Consider the following 24612-nt stretch of genomic DNA (forward strand, 5'->3'; position numbering starts at 1 on the left):
TCACCGTTTATGCATTTGCGGTTATCCGCACTTCCTCCGGCCGGTAGACGGATACGATGCGTCCTTCCCCGTCCGTCGCGAACAGCACCGCTCTTTCCCGTTCCAGCTCGAAGCCGTAAGTCGTACCCTTCAGCGGGTCCTTTACCCGAACGGACGTGTCGAAGGCATACTCCGACACGAACACGTACAGCGAGCCGTCCCGGAACTTCAACTGCCGCCCGTACACGCCGGGCAGATCGCCTTCCAGCCACTCCAGCTCCGCTTCGTACCCGGACGCCTTCAGCGCATGGGCATACAGCGCCGAGATCGGTTCGACCCGGTCGTTCAGCTCCACCGGCAGCGGACACCAGATGACGCGCCCTTGGCCGTAAGCCGCTTCGACGACTGCATCGCCCGCCGAACCCGAGCCGCTGCCCTCAACGGCAATCTCCTTGAATACTTGGGCGATCCTCCGATTGCCGTAAGACACCGGATAGGACGCGCCGCCGATAACCAGCCGCTCCTCGCGAACGACGTTGCTCAGCTTCCGCTGTCCGAACGCGTCGGCCAGCCTTTCCGCCGAGCGCCAGTACGCGTCGATTCCCAACGGTCCCGTGAACAGCAAAGTCGCCCCCGTGCGTCCAACGTAATCGAGCAGTTCCGCGAACGCCTTGTCGTCGATGTTATGCGCGGACGGCACGATGACCAATTTGGCCGGGGCCGCCTCCAGCTCGTGCAGATGGTATTCCGACACGCCTCGGAACGGCACGTTCAGCTCGTAGCCGAGCACCCGCGTCAGCCGCGTCGTGGCGTCGAAGGCCAGCTTGCGGTTCGAGAAGTCGTTGGAATACGGGAACACGACGGCGACGTCTTCCAGTTCGCGGTCCCGGAACAGGCCCTTAATCTCTTCCATAAAGCTGCCGAAACGATACGACACGTCCGCCTCCGGCTTCTCCGTGCCGTCGGCGCGCAATGCGCCGATGTGAGATTCGTTGGCGTTGTCCATATAGAAGTTGGTGTTCCAAATCCATTGGATCGCGCCCGCTCCGCCCGTCGAGAACGCGTAGGCGTACTTGCGCTCCAGCATGGCGCGCAGTTCCTCCTCGCTCCGCTTGGCGAAGCCTTCCGGCGTCTCCACATACATGATGCCCGTTTCTTGGACCACATTCGGCTTATCAGCCGTCTTGGCAAAAATGCCGTCCCACAGCAGATGGTCGTTCAGCCACCAGCTATGCACCGTCGTGTAGTCCGCCGCTTCCTGATAGAAGAACGGAGAAGGCCGCTGAGCCCCAAGCGCTTCGTCCTGACCGACCGTGACGAGCTGGTCCGGGCAGACGTCCTTGATCGCGCCGTACAGCTCCTTGGCCCAACGATTGTGCATTTCCATCGAAAACAGAACGTAATCCAGCCAGCGCGTCCCTCTTTTTCCCGAATGCATATCCTGAACGTCGAAGTTGATGTCGCGCGCTTCGGGAACGGCTGCCGAGGCAAAGTCGGACAGCTCGCCAGGGGTCATGCCCCAGCGCTCGCGCAGCGCCTCGACCGTGCCGTGCCGCTCGGCCAGCCACTCCGCGTAAGCCTGCCGCTCGAACTCGTCCCGGCAAGACCGGGGTCCGTCAGAGAAAATCCGCTCGGGATCGAACATCGACGGCTCGTTGATCAAATCCCAATCGACGTTCGTCGTCTCCCGATGGCGGCTGACGATCGAGCGAATGAAGCGCTTCTGCGCCTCCACGCTGCGAGGGTCGAGATACGGATTCTTGCCTTCCCACGTCTCCGGGGTGAACGAGAAAAACGTAAACGTCACCTGCAAGTCATGCTTCTTCGCCGTCTGGAAGAAGGCGTCGATGGAGCGCAGCACTTCCTCCGAAGCGTGGCCGTCCACCTGCATTACGTTGCGGTATGCGGTCCAGATGCCCGTGCGAATCCAGTTGATGCCGGCCTTGCGCATCTGCGCCATATCCTTGTCCCAGACCGCGACGTTCGGCAGGAACAGGAACTTGCGCGCGACGTCCGACGTCATGTACGTCATGCCGACGATCGGCAGCGGCTGTCCGTCCTTCTCGAAATAATCCCTGCCGACGCCGATCGGACTGCCCGACTTCAGCAGCTCTGCGTCGACGGCCCAGAAGCCTTGACGCAAGATGCGCTTCTCGCCGTCCGAAGCCTCGGCCTCGCACGCCACCGCGTAGTAGCCGCCTTCCAGATCGATCGGCGCCGGAATGCGCTCGAACCGAATCTCTTCTCCGACCTTGGCCGCAAGCCGATGCTCGAATACGGCGGCCCCGTCCTTCTCCTGGACGACCCGCAGCGAGAACGTCCACTCGCGAGCCGATGATCCGCCGCGTCCTAGCTTCTGCGCCTGAAGCGTCAGCAGCGGCCGCTCATGCGGCTCGTAGGAGGCGTAGCTCGGCTTGACCCACAGCTCGGTCACGCCCGCCGCGCAGAACGAAGCCCAGCGAGCCAGCGCCTCGAAGCCGCCGGACTCGGCGAACCCGCGCCCTAGCGGCTGGTTGACGAACAGCCAGCGCCCGCCGCCGAATTCGCCCCGCATGTTCTCCCACAGCACGACCGGAGCGGCAACCTCCCGCCCTTCGGACGAGATGCCCTTCACGAGGGCGTGAATAACCGCGTCCATCGGACCGGCGGAGCCCATCTGGTGCGGCAGGTCGCTCGACTTCGTCACGTGCGGCACGAGGTTCCACGTATCCGCGACGTCAAGCAGCGCCTCGCTGCCCCTGAACAACGGAAGATCGCCCGCCGCTTCCAGCTTCGCGACAGGCTTCGATTGGACCGGCAGCATCTCGTGAATGCGAAGCTGCCGATGATAGGCGGTTTGCTCGGGTTCGACATGCCATCGGCCTTCGACCGAACGCACCGGCCTGCGAAACGGCGCTCCGCCCGCGCTGACCAGTCCGCCTCCCCGTTTCAGGAAAGCCAGCGTCTGCTCCCAGGCGTCCGCCGGAAAATAAGGGGCGTGAAGCGTCACGAAGCTTCCCCCGTCCGCCTCCTTAAGCGCCGCTGCCAAACCGGCCGCGTCGGCTACCGTACCGATCGCCCGCAGCCTCTCCATCGCCTCGTTCCCGAGCGCCGCGGCGCCCGGAAACGAAGGATCGTAAAATAGGATCGTTTTAGCCATCCAGCAATCCCGCCTTCATCGACTTGTAGACCAACTGGGAGAACAAGCTGTTCGACCAAGCGAACCATTTTCTCGTGAACGTGCCCGGATCGTCCGCATGGAAGCCTTCGTGCATGAAGCCCGTGTCCGCGTCCGTCGCTTCCAGCAGGGCGATCATCTCCAGCTTCTCCTCGGCCGACTTCGCCGTCAGCCCCTGCATCGACAGCGCCATATGCCAGATGTAATCCGGCGGCGTGTGCGGGCTTCCGATGCCTTTGGCCACCTTGCCCTCGTAGTAGAACGGGTTTTCCTTGCTCAGGGCGAAACGCCGCGTATTTTCGTAGATCGGATCGTCCTCCGACACGTATCCCAGATAAGGAATCGAGATCAGCCCCGGCGTTCCGGCGTCGTCCATCAGACAGTAATTGCCGAAGCCGTCCGTCTCGTACGCGTAAATCGGGCCAAATTCAGGATGCCGGTAGACGCCGTACAGGCGGATGCCGTGATCGACCTCGCGCTCCAGCTTGGCCATCTCGTTCTCGAACGACAGGTCGCGGAACACGAATTCGGCGATCTCCCGCATTTGCCGCAGCGTCACGACGAGGAACATGTTGTCCGGTATGTTGTAATGGAAGTCGCACGCGTCGTCGCTCGGACGGAAGCCGGACCAGACCATGCCCGTATAGTTGACCGGCATGCCCAATCCGTCGTTCATGAGCGAGTCGGTGGCAATGCCGTTATTCCGCTCAAAGCGGTAAGGAGACTGCTCGAAATGCCGCTGCTCCCTTTTCCACAGATCGACCGCCGCCCGCATCGCCTTCTTGAACTCGGAGTCGAAGATGTCCGCCAGCCCCGTCTCCTTCCAGTAGGCGTAAGCAAGGCGCATCGAGAAGCAGATCGAGTCGAGCTCGAACTTGCGCTCCCATACCCACGGCGACATCTCCGTGACGTCGTCCGCGTTCCAATGCCAATCGTTGTCCATTTCATTAAAAGCGTTGGCGTAAGGATCGATCTGGATCAGCTTCATATGAAGCTTGACGAGTCCGGCGATCATCCGCTGCAGGTCGGCGTCGTCCTTGGCCAGCGGCACGTAATGGATCACTTGCTCGACCGAGTCGCGCAGCCACATGGCCGGGATGTCCCCGGTAATGACGAACGTCGTGCCGTCGTCCTGCAGCTTGGTCGTCGTCTCCAGCGTGTTCGGGAAGCAGTTCTTGAACAGCTTCAGCAGCTTGGGGCGATGAGCCAGCTTGCTCTCCGCCTCGGTCAGCGCGTCCTGTACCGATCGGGGCAGCTCCAGCTTGGGCATGGAAATTTTGGGCAATCTGAATTGTTCCATTGTATGAATCCCTCCATAGCGTTATCGTTTCTGCACGGAGCCCCGTTATTCCTTCACGGCGCCGACGGTTAAGCCTTGAATGAAGTAGCGCTGGAAGAAAGGATAAGCCAGCACGATCGGTCCGGTCGCCAACACGACCATCGCCATCCGCGACGTATCCTGCGGCATCGACTGCAGCACGCCCATGCCCAGGGACGGGTTGTTCGTATTCTGCAAAATGAACTGCATGCTGTTCTCGATCCGCATCAGCATCGACTGCAAAGGCACGATGCTCGGATCCTCGATGTAGAGCAAGGCGTTAAACCAGTCGTTCCAGTAGCCCAGCGTGCTGAACAGGGCAATCGTGGCCAGACCCGGCAGCGCCAGCGGGACGACCAGCCGGAAGAAGATGCCGAACTCGCCCGCGCCGTCGATTTTGCCGGATTCGATAATCGCGTCCGGAATCATCGTGGAGAAGAACGTCCGCATGATCATAATGTAGAAAGCGTTAACCGTCAGCGGCAGTATAAGCGCCCAGATGGAATTTTGCAAGCCGAGCATCTTGGTCGTCACGATATAGGTAGGGACGAGTCCCCCGTTGAACAGCATCGTGAAGAAGGCGAAGAAAGCGAAATAAGTCCGGTATTTGAAGCTTCTGCGCGAGATGGCGTAAGCGAACAGCGAGATGAAGATCAGGCTGAGCGCCGTGCCGACGACCGTAACGAAAATCGTCACCCCGTAGGAACGAAGCAGTTGATCGCCCGCCTTGAAAATATATTCGTACGCGGCCAGGCTCCATTTCTCCGGAAACAGGGAATAGCCGTTGCGCGCCAGCGTCTTCTCGTCGGTGAACGACAAGATCATGACGAACAGGAACGGGAATACGCAAGCCAGCGAGAACAAGCCCGCGATCAGATTAAACGTGACGTTCCAGACCGGGGAAAGCCGGTGAAAGTCGCGCGATTTCGCCAAAGAGGCCATGGGGGTTGCTCCTTTCTGCAGAGATTAGAAGAGCGCGTTGTCCTTGTTGAATCTGCGGACAATAGAGTTGGAAGTAATGACGAGCACGAAGCCTACGAACGATTGGTACAGTCCCGCCGCGGTGCTCATGCCGATCTCCCCGGTCGTCTTCAGGCCGCGGTACACGTAAGTGTCGATAACGTTCGTGACCGAATACAGCGTGCCGGAATCCCGGGTTACCTGATAGAACAAACCGAAGTCGGCGTAGAAAATGCGGCCGATCGCCAGCAGCGTCAGGATCGTCATCAGAGGGGTGAGCATCGGGAGCGTAATGTTGCGGATTTGCTGCCATTTGTTCGCCCCGTCGATCATCGCCGCCTCGTACAGCGACTTGTCGATGCCCATGATGGCGGCCAGATAGATAACGCTGTTATAGCCGAGCGATTTCCACAGGAAGACGAGCACGATAATCAGCGGCCAATATTTCGGCTCGGAATACCATTGCGTCGGATCCGCCCCCAGAGCGACGGCGATCTTGTTGATCATGCCGCGGTCGTAGCTGAGGAAGCTATATACGAAATAGCCGACGATGACCCACGACAGGAAGTACGGCATGAACATCCCCGTCTGGTACCATTTCGCCAGTCTTTTGTTTGCGATTTCGGACAGCACGATCGCCATCGCCACGGCCAGCACGAGGCCGATGAAGATGAAGACGGCGTTATAGAGAATCGTATTGCGCGTAATAATATAAGCGTCGTCGGTGCGGAACAGGAACTTGAAGTTGTCGAAGCCGACCCACTTGCTGTTGATGATGCTCGACAGGAAGCTGCCGCTAAAACGGTACTCCTTAAACGAAATGATCGTTCCGAGCATAGGCAAATAAGAAAAGCAGATGAACCATAGGCTGGCGGGAAGAACCATCAGCAGCATGGCCTTGTTGCGGTTAATATCTTTCAGATGGCGCCCTAAGGCTTTCATGAACAATCCCCCTTGCGCTGTAGAATGCAAGATATGCCTAATCGTGAAAAGCGGGCGAATGCCGATCATTCGCCCGCGCTATTGATTTTTACTTGTTGTTGGCGGCTTTCCAGGCGTCGAGCTGGCTTTGCGCTTCGGCCATGATCTTGTCCAGACCGGCCGCTTGCAGCTTCTCGATCGCTTTCGGCACGTACGATTCCGGATCGACCGTACCCGTCATCAGCGGAGCCCAGAACGCTTCCTTCGCGTTCTGCACGGCCGCGATCTCGGTCGACACCTTCGACGGATCGAAGTTAAAGCCGAGCAGGATGGCCGGTTGGCCCGCGTCGTTGTAGCTCTTGAACTCTTCCCACTTGTTGTCCGGGTCGCCCGGGTTCAGGTACGTCAGCATCACGTTGCCGAGAGAGAACGTCGGCATGTCATAGTTTTTCGACTCGGGCAGGTTTTCCATGTGCGTGTCGTCGACTTTCTTGTAGTGCGTGCCTTCGATGCCGGAGTCGACCATGTTGCGCAATACCGGATCGGTGTTCAGCAGGTTCAGGAACTCCATTGCCTTCTCCTTATGCTTGGAGTTGGCCGAGATCGCCTGCATCGAACCCATAACGGACAGGTTGTACACGAGCGCGTCGCTCTGCGGCGTGGAGATGATCGGATAGCCGTAGCTCGTCGACCAGACGTTGTCCGCGAACGGCTGCGTCGTCGCCTTGTCGGCGAACCAGAGGCCCGTCGCCTGCACGTCGCTCGAAGATTCCAGCGTCGCCGCTTCGGTCGGAACGAAGCCCGCTTTGTAGTATTTGTGCATCGTCGCGAGCGCCTGCTTCATCTCCGGCGTCTCGAATACGTTCACGACTTTGTATTCCGTGTCGTCCAGCTTGACGGCCAGCGGGAATTTCTCGATCAAGTAGTCGTAGGGCAAGTAAGGCATGAAGTTTTTGTCCACCTGGAACGGGATGACGTCCGGGTTGTTTTCCTTGACCGTCTTCAGCAGCGGCTCCAGGCTTTCCAGCGTACGGACGCCTTCGAAGCTCAGGTTGTTCTCGTCGAGGATGTTCTTGTTAAAGCGCCATACCTCTTGAGCCGGAAGCTCCTTGTTGGCCGGAACGCCGTAGTTTTTGCCGTCGACCTTGGAGCCTTCCAGGAACGCCGGGTCCAGCGTTTCCTTAATGCCCTTGCCGTATTGGTCCAGCAGCTCGTCGATCGGAGCGAATGCGCCCTTGCGCGCGTTCTGCACGTAATCGAAAGCCCACGAAGCGGTGAACATCATATCCATCGAAGCCCCGGAAGCGGTCAGAACCTGCATCTTCTGGTTGTAGTCGCCCCAGTCGATCATCGTCATTTTGACCGTCGCGCCGATCTTCTCTTTCGTGTACTTGCTGACTTCTTCCATGACCTTGTCGACGTCTTTCTGCGGCGTGCCGATCGTGTACCAGCTCAGCTCGACCGTCTCGCCTTTGTCACCGTTGCCGGAAGCGGCGGAGTCGTCGGAAGCTTTGTTGTTACCGCAAGCTCCGAGGACGAGCGAAGCGGCCAGAATCGACGTCAGACCGAACGTTAATTTCTTACGGGTGCTGCTCATGTTGTATGGCCTCCCTTATCTGTCTGCATAAGTATGTTGCAACTACATCTTGAATATTAAAGGATGAAACCATTTTCAAAAATACGAGAAACCAAAGATTCCATGGACAAACTAAATAAACGACGGGGCTGTCCTATAAGTCAGGCACAGAATAATATCGAGATAGAAATAGGGGTATGTATCTCCTGGAGAGCGAAGCGCCTGCCTCATACGGTCATGAAATTACCCTGTCACGGGTTAAACAATTCCTAATTTCATGACCGTGCTTCGGGGTCCCCGGAAAGTAATCGGAATAAGCTGCGAAGCTTCTCGTCACTTTCTGGGGTGCATTGTAGCGTAAGGAGATACATACCCCGTTCCTGTTCATCGATATTCTAATTGTTGCTCCTTGACTTCTTATGGAACAGTCCCGTCATTTGGTTCGAATTCATCTTATAGAAGTCCTTTGTACTCGCTGGGAACGATGCCGACGTGCTTCTTGAACTGCTTGTAGAAATAACCGATCTCCCAGTAGCCGACCTGGCGGGCGATCTCGTTCACCTTCAGCGGGCTTTCCAGCAGCAGCTCCTTCGCTTTGCCGATACGGTACTTGTTGATGTAATCCGCGAACGTCTCCCCCGTCTGCTTGTGGAACAGCTGACCAAGGTAGTTCGGATGGATATGGTACATCTGCCCGAGCGACTTAAGCGTCATCGGCTCGGCGTAATGCTCCTGAATGTGCCGCAGCACCTGCTTGACGACCGGGCTCATGTCCTCCCCGGCGAACGAATCGACGGAGTACGTCGCCGCGGCCGTCACCGCTTCCTCCAGCTCGCCCGGCGACTCCGCTCCGACGGCCAGATCGAGGGCGCTCCGGTACGCTTCGGCCGCGTCGGGCCGGTTCAGCTTGTCCGTCTCCAGCTTCATGCGGATGATCAGCTCGACGGCGGCTCCCTTGGCGCGCATCGGATCGGCGGTGGCGCGAATGACCGCGAAGTCGGCGCCGATCCGGCGCAGCAGCTCAGGCTTGTCCTTGGCGACGAAATCTCTGGCAAAGGCGTCCCATTCCAGCACGCCTTCGGGAAGCGAGATCGCGGAGGCCGAAGGCAGCGCGTCGCAATCGATGTACCGGCGGTCGGGCGCGATCAGGAACAGCTGCAGCGCGCGCCGGGCTTGCTCGTAGCTCTCTCCCGCCGCCGCGGTCGGCTTCGCCCCGCCGAGCGCGATGCGAATGCGTCCTTCCCCGGCTTCGGCGAGCGCGAGCAGCTTCTTCTCCGCCAGCTTCCTGCCCAGCTCGGGATCGTCCATGCCGAACGCGGCGATCGCGTCGTCACCTTCCGTATCCCGGAATAAGACGACGTCTTCCTCGCCGGCCAGCACTCTCGCCGTCTCCTCGTAGGCTTTTCCCTCGTCCCCGGAGAAACGGATGATCGCTGCCGCCGAATACGGCTTCATCGCCCCGATGCCGAGCAGCGCCAGCCTCTCCGCCAGCTCGGCGGGACCGATGCGCCCGGTCAGCCACCGCTTCATGACGTTGTCGCGCAAGATGCCGATCTCGTCTTCGCCGAAAGCCCGTTCCGGCCGCGCGGCGTTCAGCTTGTCGGCCGTCGCGCCCAAGGTCGAGCGCAGCTCTTCGAAGTTGACCGGTTTGAGCAAGTAATTTTCGATGCCGAGACGCATGCCTTCCTTTAAGTAATCGAATTCATTGTAGCCGCTCAGAATGATGACCTTCAGTGCGGGAATCCGTTCACGAGCCTGCCGGATCAGCGCGAGGCCGTCCATGACCGGCATCGAAATGTCGGTGATCAGAACGTCGACCGGCACTTGGCGCAGCAGCTCCAGCGCCCGCTTGCCGTTGTCCGCGCTGCCGACGACTTCCAGGCCGAACGCCGACCAATCGACCGCGTCGATCAGCCCTTCCGTAATAAACGGCTCGTCGTCGACGAGCAATACGTTATACATCGTCCGCTTCCTCCCCTTCCTTCTCCGCCGGCCAGACCGCCGTCACCGTCGTGCCCTCGCCCGGCTTGCTCTCGATGCTTATTCCGTAGGACGGCCCGTACGTCAGCTTTAGCCGGTCGTTGACGCTGCGCAAACCGAACGATTTTCCTTCCGGGGCCTCCGATGTACCCAACTCGCTTATAATGCGCTGCAAATGGTCCGGCTCGACTCCCTTGCCGTTGTCGCGCAGCCGCGCGACGATCAGCCCGCCGTCCCTGAACGCCCGAATGTCCAGCACGTTGTCCTTGCGTTCCGGGTCCAGCCCGTGCACGATATAGTTTTCCACGAGCGGCTGCAGCAGCAGCTTAAAGACGACGATGCCCGCCAGCTCCGGCTCGCATTCGATCGAATACGCGAACTTATCTTTATATCGGATGCGGAACAGCTCCAGGTAAAGGCGACACATTTCCAGTTCCTCGCGCAGCGTGCATTCCGGATTGGCGCTGACCGAATTGCGGAACAACGCGGCCAGGCTGTAGATCATCTCCGCGACGTCCTCGGCTCCCCTCGACACCGCCCGCATCCGGATAACCTCCAGCGTGTTGTACAGGAAGTGAGGCTTGATTCTCGCCTGCAGCGCGGACAGCTCCGTCTGCTTCAAGCGGATTTCCGCCTTGTACTCCCGATCGATTCGACGGTTCAGCTCGTCCAGCATCTCGTTAAAGCGGTGCGAGATTTGCCCGAGCTCGTCCTCGCGCGGGTCCTGGAGGCGCGCGGTCAGGTTGCCTCCCTCGACCTTCTTCATGAACAGGACGATCTGGTTCGTCCTTCTGGAGATGCTGACGATGACGAGCGACGGAATGACGACGGCGACGACGATGCAGATCGCGGCAATGAGAACGATCGTCCTTCTGAGTCCGGCGTAAGCCTCGGCGATTTCATCGACCGGCGCGATGCCGACGACGATGTAGCCCGCTTTGTTTTGCGTCAGCGAGGAAATATAAGACGGCTCGCCCAGCGTCTCAACGTCGTTCAAAGACTGGATTTGCTCCATGTAGGGGAAGGGAGCGCCATAGTAGCGGTTTGACGTATCCATCATCACCTGCCCGTCCGGCGTGAGGACGAGGATCGTGCCTTTGAGCGGGGCGCGATTCTCCTCCAGCGCTCTGCCGGCCATGCCCGCGTCGAAATAGACGAGCAGCTGTCCGATGCTTTCGAGAGAATTTTTGTCGTTCAGGCGCATTCTCATTCCGTACAGCTGCGGGTTCCATTGGTTGATCGTCTTGCGGATCCAGACGTTGGGCACGGATGCGGCCGGTCCTTCCGCAGCCATGATCTCCGGCACGTAGGATCGGGTCGCGTTCACGTCGTACAGCCGCTTCGTTCCTTTGGAATCGTAGACGTACATCGTCTGCTTTCGCGAGCTGTACAGGATGACGTTCTGGATATCCGAATCCGACTCGATCCGTCCGGCCAAGTAATTCAAGACGTCCGTCGAACCGCCGCCTTCGTAATTCTGATCCAGCATGTATTGCACGTAATCGTTGTAGGAATGCTTCAGAAAATAGGACGCATTGCTCGCCAGCACGCCGTTGCGGTACAGCTCCGACACCGTATCCTGCAGCCAATCGTATTTCTGCTCGATATATCGGTTGACCCGGTCCATCGCCTGCTTCTGGTTGTTCAGCTCGCCCTCGACGACCGATGCGGACATAAGCCGGTACAGCAAATAAGAAAAGGTGATGATCGTGGCGTTGACGATCAGCGCGAACACGAGGATCACCTTAACGAACAGATTGTTGCGGAAATAGTTGCGGTACAGCTTCCCGAGTTTCATCCTAGTTCTTCCCTCGCGCATGGTCGATATGCGATTCATGATAACAGAAACGGCGCAATAAACCCAACCTCCCCGCGAGGTTGACGCGGCTGAGAAAGCTGCGAGAGGCTGAGGCTGGGTGAACGCCACATAAGGCTGAGGTCGAGGAAAGGCCCAAACAGTTGTGACCGAGCGAAAGTATCGGGTATGCTTGAGCGATAGAAGCCTGCGGGAGAGTGGACCGAATGAGTGAAAACGAATATGCGTGGACGAACGGAATGAGGATTCTGGACCGGACGGGGGAGCTTGCGCACGGACAGGACATCGCGTATTCCTTCGCGATCGACGAGCTGCTCGGCAGAGAGGTCGGGAGCGGCAGGGGGCCGGTCTGCCATCTCTGGCGGCATCCGCGCGCTTTCGTGATCGGGGCGAGAGACGGCCGGCTGCCCGGCGCGTCCGATGCGGCCCGCCGGCTTCGGAGCGCGGGTTACTCCGTGCTCGTCCGCCATTCCGGGGGAGCGGCGGTTCCGCTCGACGCCGGCGTTGCGAACGTCTCGCTCGTGCTGCCGATAGACGGAAGCCGAACGCAGAATTATGCGGCCGACTTCGAGAAAATGTTTCTGACGATCGGCAGAGTGCTGTCCTTCTATGGTATTTCTATCGCCAAAGGCGAGATCGCAGGCTCTTATTGCCCCGGAGACTACGATCTGAGCGTGGACGGGCTGAAGTTTTGCGGCATCGCGCAGCGCAGGCAGCTGAAGGCGATGATCATTCAAGCCTTCGTCCTCGTCGAAGGCTCGGGGGCCGAGCGAGCGGAGCTCGTCAAGGCGTTCTACGACGAAGCTGCGGTCGGCGCCAAGCCGGACGCGTACCCTGAGGTTCGCCCGGACACGATGGCCAGCTTGACCGAGCGGGCGCCGTCCGGCCCCGCCTCTGCGGAAGAGTTCTCCGCGGCGATCGTCCGCGCGCTGGAGGAGCTGGCTCAGCCAGCCGCCCCGGCCCCGCTTCAGCGCTTCCCCTTGCAGCAACTCGACGCTGAAGCCATCGCGGGCATGAGCCGAAAACTGCGTGAGAGATACCCGTTGCTGGGCTAACTTTGGCGAGGATCGCTCCTCCTTCGGCAAAGAAGCCGTCTCTCCAGATCTTGAACAGACCTTTCGAGACGGCTCCCTTTCTCTATCTACCCGGGATTAGTAAACGTCTTTCCATTCCGCGATGTTGGATGCGTCGAATTTGAACGGGTCGCCCAGCATCACTTGCGTACCTTCGCCGTCCGCGATCACTTCCTTCTCGCCGAGCTTGCCGGCCGTAAACTTGTCGCCTACGGCGCCGGTGATCGTGCCGCTCACGAGAGCGTCCGCGGCATAGCCGGACAGATAACCTACGTCAAGCGGATTCCACAGGTACATCCATTGGCAGACGCCGCTTTCGATATATTCGGCCATCTCGCTCGGCAAGCCGAGACCGGTCAATTGCACTTTGCCTTTGAGGCCTTTGTCGGTCAACACTTTGCCCGCGGCTGCGATGCCGACCGTTGTCGGAGAAATGATGCCTTTCAGATTCGGATACGATTTCAGCAGCGCTTCCGTCTCGGATACGCTCTTGTCGCGCAGGTCGTCGCCGTAAGCGACTTTGACCAATTTCACGTCGGCGTATTTCGGGTCCTCCAGCTCTTCTTTCATCCATTCGATCCACAGGTTTTGGTTCGTCGCTTGGGAAGTCGCGCTCAGAATGGCGATTTCGCCGGAGCCGCCGATCATCTCGACGACGCCTTGCACGAGCGTGCGGCCGATACGCTCCGGATCCGCTTGGTTGATGTGCAGCATACGGCTTTGCGCGTTAACCGCGGAGTCGAGCGACAGTACCTTGATGCCGGCGTTCATCGCCTTTTCCAGCGCCGGCTGCAGTGCGTCCGGGTCGTTGCCCACGATAGCGAGAGCGTTCACCTTTTGCGAGATCAGCTCGTCGATCATCGTGATTTGCGCCTCGGCGGTCGGTTGGTCCGGAGCTTTCAGAATGACTTCGTAGCCCAGTTCCTCGATCGCGTTTTTGTACCCTTCCATCTCTTTCTCGCCGTAAGGGTTGCCCGCGTTTTTGAATACGATCGCGAACTTCTTCTTGGCGCCCGTATCGCCGCTCGCCGCCGGACTTCCGGAAGCTTGGCCGCCCGAGTTGCCGTCATTTTTGCCGCCGCACGCGGACAGTACCGCCACCAGCATTACCGCAGTAAGGAAAATGCCTAAAAACTTTTTCAATTTCTTTTCCTCCCTTTTCTTTTCATTTGATTCGCCCGTTTATTTCCTGCGGGCGTAAGCGAAGCGCTGCTTCAGCTGCGGAATCGCCACGGAGACGATCAGCAGCACGCCCATGATGATCAGCAGCATCTGCGCGGAGACGTTGACGAGGCCGAGACCGTACCGCAGGAATCCGATCAGGAACACGGCCAGAATCGCGCCGATCATGCGGCCTTTGCCGCCCGCGGTGCTTACGCCGCCGAGAACGACCATCGCAATAACCTCCAGCTCGTACCCCATCGCGATGTTCGGACGGGTGCTGCCCATCCGCGAAGTCAGGAATAGCGCGGCGATCGCCGACATCAGGCCGGCCAGCGTGAAGACGATGACTTTGATCTTGTCGACTTGAATGCCGGAAAATCTGGCGGCCGTCGCGTTGTTGCCCATCGCGTAAACCATTCTTCCAAACGTCGTCTTATGCAGCAGAATCCAGAACACGACCGCGAAGAAAACGAAAGCGATCAAGATAAAAGGAATGCCTCCGACGTAGCCCCAGCCGAGAAACTTGAACCAGCTCGGGAACTTGCCCGACGCCTGATCCTCGAGCAGAATATAAGCAATCCCGCGATAGATGATCATCGTCGCCAGCGTGACGATAACGGCGGACAGCTCCTTGTACTTGACGATCAGCAGCCCGTTAACCCAGCCGCAGATCGTGCCGACGGCCAGACAGATGACGACGGCCAATTCCATCGGTATGCCGTGATTGTACAGATCCGCCATAATGACGGACGACAGGGCGACAATCGAGGCGACGGAAATATCGATGTCCCCGAGCAGGATGATGAACACCATCGGGAGCACGATGAACGCCTTGTCCAGGAATCCCATCGTCGCGTCTCTCAGATTGGCGGAGTCCAGAAAGTACTCCGACAAATTCGAGTTCATGACGAACACGCCGATGAGGAGGAGAACGAGCAGCCACTCCCATTGGAGGAAGAAGCCCTTAAGCGTAAATTCTTTCTTGTTGGCGATCAGACGTTGTTCCATGGCTTATATCTTCCTCCTCATCAAGTTATTGCGGTCGATTCCCCGCTTGACTAGAGCGTTGACCAGCACGGCAATGAGGATGATCGAGCCTTGAATGAAGTTCTGCCAGAACGGAGAAACGTTGATCATCGGCAGCGCGTTGTTCAAAATGCCGAGCAGCACGGCGCCCAGAATGACCCCGGACAGCTTGCCGACGCCTCCGGCGATGCTGACCCCGCCGAGCACGCAAGCGGCGATGACGCTCAGCTCGTAGCCCGACGCCGTATCCCCTTGCGCCGAGGCGAACTTGGATACCCAGAGCACGCCCGCCAACCCGGACAGGCCGCCCATGATCGAATAGACCAGCCATAAAATCCGTTCCGTCCGGATGCCGCTGATTTCCGCGGACTCCGGATTGCTGCCGATGGCGTATACCCTTCTTCCGGTACGGGTATGGCTAACGAAATAATAAGCGACGATATAGATGGCGATCGCGATCAGAATCAGATTGTTGATTCCGAATACCGATCCTGTCGCGATGGCCTTGAAGCTTTCCGGCATCTGGTGGGCGCTGACCCACTTGCCCCCGCTCGTCTCGAACGTCAACCCGCGGAAGACATTCATCATGCCGAGCGTGGCGATGATCGGAAGAATGTGGATCCACGACACCAGGAAGCCGATGACGACTCCGCATACGAGCCCTACTCCGACGCCGACGCCTACCGCGAGCAGCGGATGCAGGTCCGGATACTGGCTTACCGTAAGCGCCGACACCATCCCCGAGAGCGCCAGCGTCGCGCCTATGGACAGGTCGATTCCCCGCGTAAGGATGACGAGCATCATCCCGACCGCCAGAATGCTCAGAATCGCCGTGTTGGTGGCGATGTCGCTAATATTTTCCCAAGTGAGGAAGCTCGGGTTGCGCAGCTGCACGCCGACGGACAGGATCACGATGAAGAGCAGCAGTCCCAGCTCCCGGAACTTCGCGATGTTCGCGCTTAGCGATCCGTTCTTGTCGTGTCCCGCTCCTTGCAGAGCCGCGGAATTCGTTGCCGCCTGTTTCATGCTCCAGCCCCCCTTTTGCCGTCTGTCGCGGGCGCCGAGTCATCCATCGAAGCGGCCAGAATGGCCTCTTGCGTTAAGCCCTCGCGATCGAGAATCGCCGTAATCCGCCCTTCGCGCATGACCGCGACCCTGTCGCACATGCCGATGATCTCCGGCATTTCCGACGACACCAGGATGATGCCGTACCCGGCGTTCGCCAGATCGCTGATCATCTCGTAGATCGCCGACTTCGCACCGACGTCCACCCCTTTGGTCGGTTCGTCGAGAATGAGCACGTCCAAGTCACCGGTGAGCAGCTTGGCGAACACGACCTTCTGCTGATTGCCTCCCGAGAGGGCGCTGGCCAGCGTGAATACGCTCTTCGCCTTGACGCCGACCTTCTCCGCCAGCTGCTTGGCCAGATCCAGCTCCTTGCGGTTGTTCAGCATTCCTTTATTCGAAAATCTCTTCAACGCGGGAAGCGTAATGTTGCGGCCGATGCCCCACTGCAGCACGAGTCCCTGCTTCTGCCGATCCTCCGGCAAATAGCCGATGCCGACCTTCATCGCTTCCTTAGGACTTTTGACTTTAAGCTCCTTGCCCTTGAACACGATTGTTCCCTTGTCGTGCTTCGATACGCCGAACAGCGTCTCGCACACTTCTGTGCGGCCCGCGCCGACGAGACCCGTGAGTCCGAGAATTTCCCCTATTCTCAAGGAGAAGGAGACGTCCGCGAAATAGCCCGTTTTGCCCAGCCCTTCGAGACGAAGGAGCTCTTCGCCGATCTTCGCCTCCGCCTTGGGATACAGTTGTGAAATTTCCCGGCCGACCATGGCCACGATCAGATCGGGGTTGGAAATTTCGTCGACGTCCCACGTGCCGATATACTTCGAATCGCGGAACACCGTCACTTTGCTGGCCAGGCGGTACATGTCCTCGAACCGGTGGGAAATAAAAATGATCGACGCGCCGTTATCCCGCAGACGTTCCGTAATGCGATACAGCTCTTCGCTCTCGTTTTTCGTCAACGCCGCCGTCGGCTCGTCCATAATGATGATTTTGGCGTTGACGGAGAGCGCTTTCGCGATTTCCACGATTTGCTGTTCGGCTACGCTCAGCGCGCCCATCAGCGTTTTCGGGCTGAAGCCCGCGCCCAGCTTCTTCAGCAGACGCCCCGCTTCCTCGTGCATTTCCTTCCAGCGAATGCGCCGCGTGCCTTTCTGTATTTTCTCGTGACCCATGAAAATGTTCTCGGTCACGCTCAAGTCGGGATAGTTCGTTACGTGTTGGTAGATCGCCGCGATGCCGGCTTTCTGCGCGTCCGTCGGATGCTTGAACGACACCTTCCGTCCGTTCAGGAACATATCGCCTTCCTCGGGGGCGTGAACTCCGGTAATCACTTTGATGAAGGTGGATTTGCCCGCTCCGTTCTCGCCCATCAAGGCGTGAATCTCGCCGGGCTTCAGCTTGAAGTAGACGTCGTCCAGCGCTTTGACACCGGGAAAAATCTTCGTGATGCCTCGCAGCTCCAGGACGTATTCCGCCTCTGCCATCTCCCTTCCCCTCCTTCTCTCTCTTGGTGCTCAACGTGTAGTTTAAGGATACAGGGGTCGGGAGGGCTTCCATAGGGGACATTATTCAGGTAAGGGGGTTATCTTTCGGGTCATGAAAACAGTCAGGTCCAGGCGAATTTATTGCTATTGACCATTCGGTTCTCCTCCTCCATGTTGCTGCAGCAAATGTTCCCGGTATTTCGAAGGCGTCATTCCCGTCCGCTGTTTGAACAGCTTGCTGAAATATTTCACGTCCTGATAACCGATCAGGCCGCAGATGTCTTGAATCTTCAGCTTCTGGTCGTCCAGCAGCGTCTTGGCGCGTTCGATCCGCAGCCCGGTCAAATAGTCCAGCATCGTCTCGCCCGTCTGCTGCTTGAAATACTCGCTGAAATAGGTCGGATTCATGTACACCTGGTCCGCGATTTTCTTGATCGTGATCTCCTGGTCCAGATGCTCGGCCATCCAGGCTTTCGCCTGTTCGATCGGCTTGCGGCTGCCACTCTCGCGAGCCTGTCCGATGTCTTCCAGAATGCGCTCCAGCAAATCGTTCACGACCCTCTTCAACTCTTGCAGATTGGCCGCGCGTTCCGCCTTATGCAGCTCTTCCTCGATCGACAGGGAGATCGCGTAGGCGCTGAGATTTTCCAGGCCGGCGGAATGGATGAGGAGCATCGCGTTCCTGGCCGTCTTCTGCAGCCGTTCGGGGGAATCCATCCGATCCAGCAGCTCGAACAGCCGCTTGGAGCATTCGCGGGCTTCCTCCGCCTGGCCCTGCTCGACGCCGAGCTTAAGCTTACGAAGCGCTGCGGCTAGCTCTTTGTCCGGCGCTCCGGTCTGGACGGCATCCCCCTCCGCTTCGGAGCGCTCCTGGCGAAAGATGCGATTGCCTCCGTGAAGAAGCCGGTAATTCATGAGACCTACCGCTTGTCGCTTCGCTTCCGGCAGCAGGTACAAGTCCTCGATCGGATCCCCATAGGCGACGGACACCGAGAACGGCGTGTACGTCTGGATCGAGGAGCGGAGCTTGGACGCCAGCTCGTAGGTCGCCTCCTCCCACTCCAGCTCGGAATCGGGACTGTAGAGCAGCATCCAGAATTCCGCCTCTCCGCCCCTCCAGCACCAGCCTTGCCGATCCGAACTTCCGAAGTGGTTGTCCAGCACTTCGCCCATTATATTTTCCAGCGCATAGAAGTAGGCTTTCCAATCCCCGGGCTTGTAGCTTCTCGTCTTGACGGGCATCGTATCCATGCGCACCGCCAGCAGAACGTACTGCCCCTTCGGAAAATCGTCGACCCAATATCCGAGCGAAGCCATATCGATGTCCATCGAGGTAATGTAGCTCAGCGTCTGAATTTGCCGCGCCTTGCGGTGCTTCTCCGCGTCCCGCTCCATCTCGCCGCGCTTCTGCCGCTGATACCGCCCTTCGGAGACGATTGTCCGAATCTCCGCCATCCGGCTGCGGAACTGCTCGCGGTCGACCGGCTTGAGCAAATAATCAAGCGCGCCTTCCCGGAGCGCCGTCTGAAGATATTGAAAATCGTCGTAGCCGCTGACGAGCAGAGGGTAGAAGGAGAAGCTCTTCTTCGCTTCATGAATCAAGGTCAGTCCGTCCATCTCGGGCATCTTCACGTCCGTAATGAGCAGGTCGACCGCGCCGTTCGTCTCGTGAAAATAATCGAGCGCCTCCCTGCCGTCGCTGGCCGTCTTCACGACGTCCCAGCCTTCTCCGCACGAGAGGACAAGCCGTTCGATTCCTCTGCGGATTCTGGCTTCGTCGTCCACGATCAGCGTTCTAATCGTCTGCATTTGCGATCGTCTCCCCTCTGGTCATCGGAATCCGGATGATGACTTCCGTGCCTTTGCCCACAATGCTGTGAAGCTGCAGCCCGTAATCCGCGCCGTGCATCATCACGATTCTGGCGTTGACGTTAATAAGTCCGAAGTGCGCGTTCCTTCCTTCGAAGCTGATTTTCTTAAGCGACTGCTCCAGCTCTTCCATCCGCTCCCCGCTTATGCCCGGACCGTTGTCCCGCACCCGGAACACGATGTCCCGCTTGCCCGAACGGGCTCCGAACTCCTGACTGACCGAGAGGTAGATTTCGAGCGCTTTGCGCGTCTCCAGTCCGTATTTGATCGAATTTTCCACAATCGGCTGCAGGATGAACTTCGGAGTATAGAGCTTATGATAATCCTCGTCGTCCATCATCTGAACGATCTCGAAATGCACCCTGTCTTCGAAGCGGAATTTCTGGATCGTCAAATAATCTTTCACGTGCTGAACTTCCTCCGCGATCGCGACGGACTTAGATTGATTGGACACGGAAAACCGCAGCATCCTCCCGAGCAGCGTGACCATATCGACCACCTGCTCCGTCTCTCCCTCTTCGACCGCCATGCCGATCGTCTCGAGCGTGTTGTACATGAAATGCGGGTTGATCTGAGACTGCAGCGCGTACAGCTCCGCCTCCTTCTGGCGAATCTCGATCTGATAATTCTGCTGAATTAATTCCCGGATCGTCGAGATCATCGAATTGAAGCTTCGCGCCAGCGTCCCGACCTCGTCGCCGCTTCGAACTTGAAGATCGACCTGGAAATCCCCTCTCTCGACGGATTTCATCAGGCTGCTCAGTTTCTTGAGCGGCCGTGTCATACTATAGGACAAGAGGATGGCGATAAAAGAAGTGACGAGAATGATGCCGATAATGACGACAACGGTCACGTTGCGAACGAGATCCGTCCTTTCGGTCAAATCCTTGAGAGGAATGCTGTGCACGAGAAGCCAGCCCCTCTCGGGAGACTGGTTGACGCTGACCAGCTTGGCGGGGTCGGACGCGCTCGTCCGGAAGCTGCCGTTCAACGTCGGATACCGGATTTTTTCCTCGTCGATCGTGCCGATTTTATGGCGGTTCGTATGGTAGATTATCTTGCCCGTCGAAGCCATAACCCATAGCTCTGCCCGCTCGTTCTTCTCGAAGTTGCGCACGATGTCGTCGATAAAGCTCAGGTCGACGGCGATCATCATCGTTCCCAGATTTCTGCGGTTGTCGTTGTCGCTAATGGGCTTATGAATAAATACGTAAGGAACATCCGTATCCAGACTTACGTCGATCTCGTCCGGAAGCACGACGCGCGCTTGGCTGCCCGTCGTCTTCGCTCCCCCGATGTAATCGCCGAGCTTGGCGTTCCAATCGTCTTCCTTAAACCCGGCCTTCGCGCTGTAGAACAAACGCCCGTTCGACAAGACGAACACGCCCATGACGTCGGCGTTCCTGCCGCTCGTATATGTGCGCGCCAAATAGCTGTTCATCGCGTATTGATCCCGGTTTAACGCGGATCTCCGGTCGTAGGTCTCGCGCCGCAGAATCGTCAGCACGTCTTCCGAATTGAAGAGCATGTCCGGCAGCCTCGTCAACTCGTCGATATGCTTCTCGATATCCGCGTTCGCTTGATACAGGAACCGGGGCATATATTCGCCGATCTGCTCTTCGACCGACCTGGCGTATTGCGTATAGGACACGTAGACGAGCAGCAGCAACGGGATTACCGTCAATAAAACGTAGGTGACGGTCAGCTTGTACGCGATCGGATAATCCCGCAGCTTCCATCCGAGCCGGCGCTTAAAAATCATATTGACCTACGTTTTCCGCCGTAAAATCGAGCGGCTCTCCCATAATGACCATATCCCCGTTCACGCGTATATTTCCGACGCCGTCGATTTCCCGGCCATCGATCGGCAGCTTCCCGTTCAGCAGATCGTTGGCGAGCTGAATCGTCAAATAGCCGAGCTTCTTCGGACTCCACAGCGTCGACATCTGCGCGGAGCCGTCCAGCAGATGCTCCTTCATCAGATTCGGGTTGGACAGCCCGACCACTTTCACCCGCCCGAGCTTCCCGGCTTCCTTGACCGCCATCGCCGCTGCCGGCGGCGCGACGGAAGAGTTTCCGATAATGCCGTCCAGCTCCGGATAGTCGGCCAACAGCTGTTTGGCCGCTTCGTAAGCTCTCTCCGTCACGTCGTCCGTCGTAACCGTCGTCACGAGCTCCAAGTCAGGATAGTATTGCTGCTGCTGGACTTTGATCCATTTCAGCCACTCGTTGTTGTTAGCGGCGGAAAACGAGCTGGTCATAATGGCGAACTTGCCCTCTTCCCCCATCGTTAAGGCGAGCGTGTCCAACAGATGACGCCCCAGCACTTCGGGATCGACCATATTGACGAAAAACCTTCTGCCTTCCGCCCGGGTGTCTCCGTCCCACGTAACGACTTCGATTCCTTCGTCCATCGCCCTTCGCAGGATCGGAACCAGCTTGTCCGGATCGTTGGCCGACAAGGCGATCAGATCGACCTGTCGCTCGATCAGCTCTTGGACGATCTCGATCTGAAGCTCGGCGTCGGCGCTTGCAGGCTCCCGGTAGAGCAAGTCGATGCCCAAATCTTCGGCCGCTTCTCTGGCCCCTTCCGCCGCGTACATGAAATAGTCGTTCCCGACTTTCGGAACGAAGGCCACTTGGTATCGGGCGGGAGGACCGCTTGTCTCCGCAGGAGGCTTCGCCTCGGCTGAGCTTTCCGGCTCCATCGAGTAAATCAGCTCGTATCCTTTGGACGTACCGGAGTCGCACGCTGTCATCAGCAGCGCTGCGGCCAGAAAAATCGCAAATATACGGAACACAAGACTCCTCCCGCTCTCTTTATAGAGTGACTTGTTCGAGTTTCATTAATTCTCCTGCTTTAGAGAACAATCCTGCGTTATGTCCGATGGACATGGCGCAATGGTGCGTCGGCGCTTCCGCGAACCAGCGAGTCAAATAGTCATCCGGCTGCATCCGAAACTTGACCGGAGTCTGGGTGTTGCCGATTCGCATGATCGGTCCGTCCGTCGATTCGGCCTCGCTGACGATCAGCTTCAGCTTGCCGTCTCCCCTCTGGGTCACGTTCAACGTCGTGATCGGTCCGGTCTTGACCTTCGCTTCCACGGACACTCCGGTACCCTGCTTCCCGTGATAAAGCCCCATTCCGCGAAGCACAGGCTGGCCTTCCGAGATGGCGATATGGAACGGACCGTCGTGCCCGAGCAGGATCGTTCCGTCCTTGTAATCGACGACGACGATCTCCGAGAAGCTGCCTCCCGTGCCGAGAAGATCGCAGATCTTCATCGCAAGAGCCGTCTTGAGATCGCCTTCCCCTGCGCACGGAATGCCTCGGGCCGTCAGCAGCGAATGGCCGACGATAAATCCTCCCTGAAGCTTCTCGTAGTCTCCTCCGGGCGCGCCATGGTAATAATAACATAACGCGTCAAGATCGAATTTCCGAACGAGTTTCTCCTGGGCGGCGGCGACCCGGCACGACCAGTCGAGCTGCTCGTCGCTTGGCTTCCTGGCGATCGGATCGGACGGAGAATCGCCGCTGATCCGGAACATCTGGCGAACCTCTTCGAGCTTTTCCTTGACTTCGCGTTCGGTGACCTCCTTCAGCAGACGGTCGAGATCGCACATTTCCAGCACTTCCACATGAAGTCCCGTCTGAGCCTGCACCATCGTAAAATCGCTGTACATGTCGAGCATTCCGCTGTAGGTATTGCCCAAGAACCCGAACCGGCTATGCTTGAGGTTGCGGGGAATCGATGCGGCGCGAACCCACTCCTCGATCTCCCTCCAGGCGCGCATCGCCTCCGGCATCTGCCGCGTATTCTCGTTCGTCAGGGAGATCTCCGGCGTCTTCTCCAATCCGAGCAAGCCGTTGACGACCCGGAAAGGAATGCCCGCGCGATTAAAGGCGTTGGCGAACTCCGGTACGGGACACGCGCCGCAATGGGCGAGCCACTCCCCCGTCGTCGTCTGCTCGTAGTTGATCCGATCGGTAGGCTGAAGGTTCAAGAATACGACCGGCGCCCCGCAGATTTGGTGGACGGGCAACACCGTGGAGCTCGTCGAATACGTGGCCGCATGACAGAATACCAGGTCGACGTTGTTGGCGTTCAGCCACTCGCCCGCTTTGCGCCCCTCGTATTCGGTATCGACCAGCCCGTAATTGTAGATTTCTCCCCATTGGGACATCCGTTCTTCGATTGCTTTGCCGTATTCGACGAGACGCTCCCGCAGCCCCGGAAACTGCTCCCAATACGCCCGAAGGCCGACGCTGTACAATCCGATTCGCGCTTTGCGCGGCGGTTTTATCGCTTGCTTGAAAGACACGTTTACCACCCCGTTATCTTATGAAATAATGAGTATAACTTGATTGTAAATGCTTTCAGCAGCTCTGACATCCTACGATCTTGGTCAAAAATAACACTATCTTGGAGTTGATTCAATATGCCCGGCTACCGGGAAGACGCCTCCCACGACTGGACGGGCGATTCGATCCGCACGATCGCCACACCCTCCGCATTTGCCAAAGCGTCTCTGTATTATGTACAAGAATCCGGAAAGTTCCGTACGATGCCCGCTTACTATACCGAACGCGAAAACCTGGACTCCTATTTGGTTCTCTACACGACGAACGGAAGAGCCAGCTTGACCTACGACGGCAAAAACTACGTGCTCTCGCCAGGACAGCTCTTCTATGTCGACTGCCGCAAATACCAGCATTACCAAACCGATCCCGACGAGCTGTGGGAAATGGTATGGGTTCATTTTAACGGCGGCTCTTCTCCGGCCTATTACGAGCGATTCTCCGCTGCCGGCAGCCCCGTTCTCCGTTTGTCCGACGATTCGAGAATTCCAGCCATTATGGGAGACATCGTCTCCCTCGGCCAACGAAGAACGTTTCATTCGGAGCTGACGGGCTCCCGGCTGATCGTCGACCTGCTGACCGAGCTGCTGCTGGCCGTACAGAACCGCGACGCGTCAGCCGCGCCGGGAATTCCCGCGCTCGTGCGGGACGTCATGAAGCATTACGACCGGCACTACGGCGAGCCATCGAGGCTGGACGGCGTAGCCGCGGCGTTCTCCGTCGACAAGTATCACCTGTCCAAGGAATTCAAATGCTACACCGGCTTCTCCCCGAACGAATACTTGATCCATACGAGGATCACCCGAGCCAAGGAGCTGCTTCGCTTCACCGACATGCCCGTGGCGGAGATCGCTT

17 protein-coding genes are annotated in these 24612 nt (G+C 58.2%); 2 read left to right on the plus strand and 15 right to left on the minus strand.

The window, feature by feature from the left end; all coding sequences use genetic code 11:
- Nucleotides 1-7: 7 nt before the first annotated feature.
- From ACESLM_RS16515 to ACESLM_RS16545, 7 genes are all read right to left on the minus strand, one after another.
- Nucleotides 8-3118 carry a beta-galactosidase gene (locus ACESLM_RS16515; RefSeq protein WP_372632681.1) on the minus strand — a complete coding sequence of 1037 codons (3111 nt, stop codon included), beginning with the start codon at nt 3116-3118 and terminating at the stop codon, nt 8-10.
- Nucleotides 3111-4436, minus strand: a complete 1326-nt coding sequence (locus ACESLM_RS16520; protein WP_372632682.1) for a glycoside hydrolase family 125 protein — start codon at nt 4434-4436, stop codon at nt 3111-3113. Before ACESLM_RS16520 ends, ACESLM_RS16515 begins: the two co-directional genes overlap by 8 nt.
- A 45-nt stretch (nt 4437-4481) precedes the next feature.
- Nucleotides 4482-5396, minus strand: coding sequence for a carbohydrate ABC transporter permease (locus tag ACESLM_RS16525; RefSeq protein WP_372632683.1), 915 nt, complete (start codon nt 5394-5396; stop codon nt 4482-4484).
- Nucleotides 5397-5420: 24 nt separating this feature from the next.
- Nucleotides 5421-6356 carry an ABC transporter permease gene (locus ACESLM_RS16530; RefSeq protein ID WP_372632684.1) on the minus strand — a complete coding sequence of 312 codons (936 nt, stop codon included), beginning with the start codon at nt 6354-6356 and terminating at the stop codon, nt 5421-5423.
- Between the two features lie 88 nt (nt 6357-6444).
- Nucleotides 6445-7932: an ABC transporter substrate-binding protein gene (locus ACESLM_RS16535; RefSeq protein ID WP_372632685.1), complete on the minus strand. Its 1488-nt coding sequence runs from the start codon at nt 7930-7932 to the stop codon at nt 6445-6447.
- Between the two features lie 432 nt (nt 7933-8364).
- A complete protein-coding gene (locus ACESLM_RS16540; RefSeq protein WP_372632686.1) occupies nt 8365-9873 on the minus strand; it encodes a response regulator in 1509 nt (502 codons plus the stop codon).
- Nucleotides 9866-11689 (minus strand): sensor histidine kinase, encoded by a 1824-nt coding sequence (locus ACESLM_RS16545; protein ID WP_372632687.1) that lies wholly within the window; start codon nt 11687-11689, stop codon nt 9866-9868. The genes ACESLM_RS16540 and ACESLM_RS16545 overlap by 8 nt, the downstream gene beginning before the upstream one ends.
- A 224-nt stretch (nt 11690-11913) precedes the next feature.
- On the opposite strand from ACESLM_RS16545, the gene ACESLM_RS16550 reads away from it, so the two are divergent.
- Nucleotides 11914-12762, plus strand: a complete 849-nt coding sequence (locus tag ACESLM_RS16550) for a lipoate--protein ligase family protein (protein WP_372632688.1) — start codon at nt 11914-11916, stop codon at nt 12760-12762.
- Nucleotides 12763-12858: 96 nt separating this feature from the next.
- Here the strand turns inward: ACESLM_RS16550 and rhaS are convergent, their stop codons facing one another.
- From rhaS to ACESLM_RS16590, 8 genes are all read right to left on the minus strand, one after another.
- Entirely contained in the window at nt 12859-13923 is a 1065-nt protein-coding gene (gene rhaS / locus ACESLM_RS16555) for a rhamnose ABC transporter substrate-binding protein (RefSeq protein WP_372632689.1), read from the minus strand.
- Nucleotides 13924-13962: 39 nt separating this feature from the next.
- The gene (locus tag ACESLM_RS16560) at nt 13963-14952 is read right to left on the minus strand and encodes an ABC transporter permease (protein ID WP_372632690.1); all 990 of its coding nucleotides are present in this window, start codon (nt 14950-14952) and stop codon (nt 13963-13965) included.
- 3 nt (nt 14953-14955) lie between these two features.
- A complete protein-coding gene (locus tag ACESLM_RS16565) occupies nt 14956-15996 on the minus strand; it encodes an ABC transporter permease (RefSeq protein ID WP_372632691.1) in 1041 nt (346 codons plus the stop codon).
- Nucleotides 15993-17528, minus strand: coding sequence for a sugar ABC transporter ATP-binding protein (locus ACESLM_RS16570; RefSeq protein WP_372632692.1), 1536 nt, complete (start codon nt 17526-17528; stop codon nt 15993-15995). The genes ACESLM_RS16565 and ACESLM_RS16570 overlap by 4 nt, the downstream gene beginning before the upstream one ends.
- Nucleotides 17529-17672: 144 nt before the next feature.
- Nucleotides 17673-19337 (minus strand): response regulator transcription factor, encoded by a 1665-nt coding sequence (locus ACESLM_RS16575; RefSeq protein ID WP_372632693.1) that lies wholly within the window; start codon nt 19335-19337, stop codon nt 17673-17675.
- Complete coding sequence (locus tag ACESLM_RS16580) at nt 19324-21159, minus strand: cache domain-containing sensor histidine kinase (protein ID WP_372632694.1); 1836 nt, start codon at nt 21157-21159, stop codon at nt 19324-19326. The genes ACESLM_RS16575 and ACESLM_RS16580 overlap by 14 nt, the downstream gene beginning before the upstream one ends.
- Nucleotides 21149-22198: an autoinducer 2 ABC transporter substrate-binding protein gene (locus ACESLM_RS16585; RefSeq protein WP_372632695.1), complete on the minus strand. Its 1050-nt coding sequence runs from the start codon at nt 22196-22198 to the stop codon at nt 21149-21151. The genes ACESLM_RS16580 and ACESLM_RS16585 overlap by 11 nt, the downstream gene beginning before the upstream one ends.
- Nucleotides 22199-22217: 19 nt before the next feature.
- Nucleotides 22218-23720 (minus strand): L-arabinose isomerase family protein, encoded by a 1503-nt coding sequence (locus tag ACESLM_RS16590; protein WP_372632696.1) that lies wholly within the window; start codon nt 23718-23720, stop codon nt 22218-22220.
- A 117-nt stretch (nt 23721-23837) separates the two neighbouring features.
- Here ACESLM_RS16590 and ACESLM_RS16595 point away from each other — a divergent pair.
- Nucleotides 23838-24612 (plus strand): helix-turn-helix transcriptional regulator (locus ACESLM_RS16595; protein ID WP_372632697.1); only part of this gene is annotated, 775 nt, incomplete at its 3' end.

The sequence above is a fragment of the Cohnella sp. genome, assembly GCF_041641335.1.
Lineage (GTDB): Bacteria > Bacillota > Bacilli > Paenibacillales > Paenibacillaceae > Cohnella.

Coding starts and splice junctions, on each gene's coding strand:
- ACESLM_RS16515 (WP_372632681.1), bottom strand. CDS start 3,118: ATGGCTAAAACGATCCTATTTTACGATCCTTCGTTTCCGGGCGCCGCG.
- ACESLM_RS16520 (WP_372632682.1), bottom strand. CDS start 4,436: ATGGAACAATTCAGATTGCCCAAAATTTCCATGCCCAAGCTGGAGCTG.
- ACESLM_RS16525 (WP_372632683.1), bottom strand. CDS start 5,396: ATGGCCTCTTTGGCGAAATCGCGCGACTTTCACCGGCTTTCCCCGGTC.
- ACESLM_RS16530 (WP_372632684.1), bottom strand. CDS start 6,356: ATGAAAGCCTTAGGGCGCCATCTGAAAGATATTAACCGCAACAAGGCC.
- ACESLM_RS16535 (WP_372632685.1), bottom strand. CDS start 7,932: ATGAGCAGCACCCGTAAGAAATTAACGTTCGGTCTGACGTCGATTCTG.
- ACESLM_RS16540 (WP_372632686.1), bottom strand. CDS start 9,873: ATGTATAACGTATTGCTCGTCGACGACGAGCCGTTTATTACGGAAGGG.
- ACESLM_RS16545 (WP_372632687.1), bottom strand. CDS start 11,689: ATGAAACTCGGGAAGCTGTACCGCAACTATTTCCGCAACAATCTGTTC.
- ACESLM_RS16550 (WP_372632688.1), top strand. CDS start 11,914: ATGAGTGAAAACGAATATGCGTGGACGAACGGAATGAGGATTCTGGAC.
- ACESLM_RS16560 (WP_372632690.1), bottom strand. CDS start 14,952: ATGGAACAACGTCTGATCGCCAACAAGAAAGAATTTACGCTTAAGGGC.
- ACESLM_RS16565 (WP_372632691.1), bottom strand. CDS start 15,996: ATGAAACAGGCGGCAACGAATTCCGCGGCTCTGCAAGGAGCGGGACAC.
- ACESLM_RS16570 (WP_372632692.1), bottom strand. CDS start 17,528: ATGGCAGAGGCGGAATACGTCCTGGAGCTGCGAGGCATCACGAAGATT.
- ACESLM_RS16575 (WP_372632693.1), bottom strand. CDS start 19,337: ATGCAGACGATTAGAACGCTGATCGTGGACGACGAAGCCAGAATCCGC.
- ACESLM_RS16580 (WP_372632694.1), bottom strand. CDS start 21,159: ATGATTTTTAAGCGCCGGCTCGGATGGAAGCTGCGGGATTATCCGATC.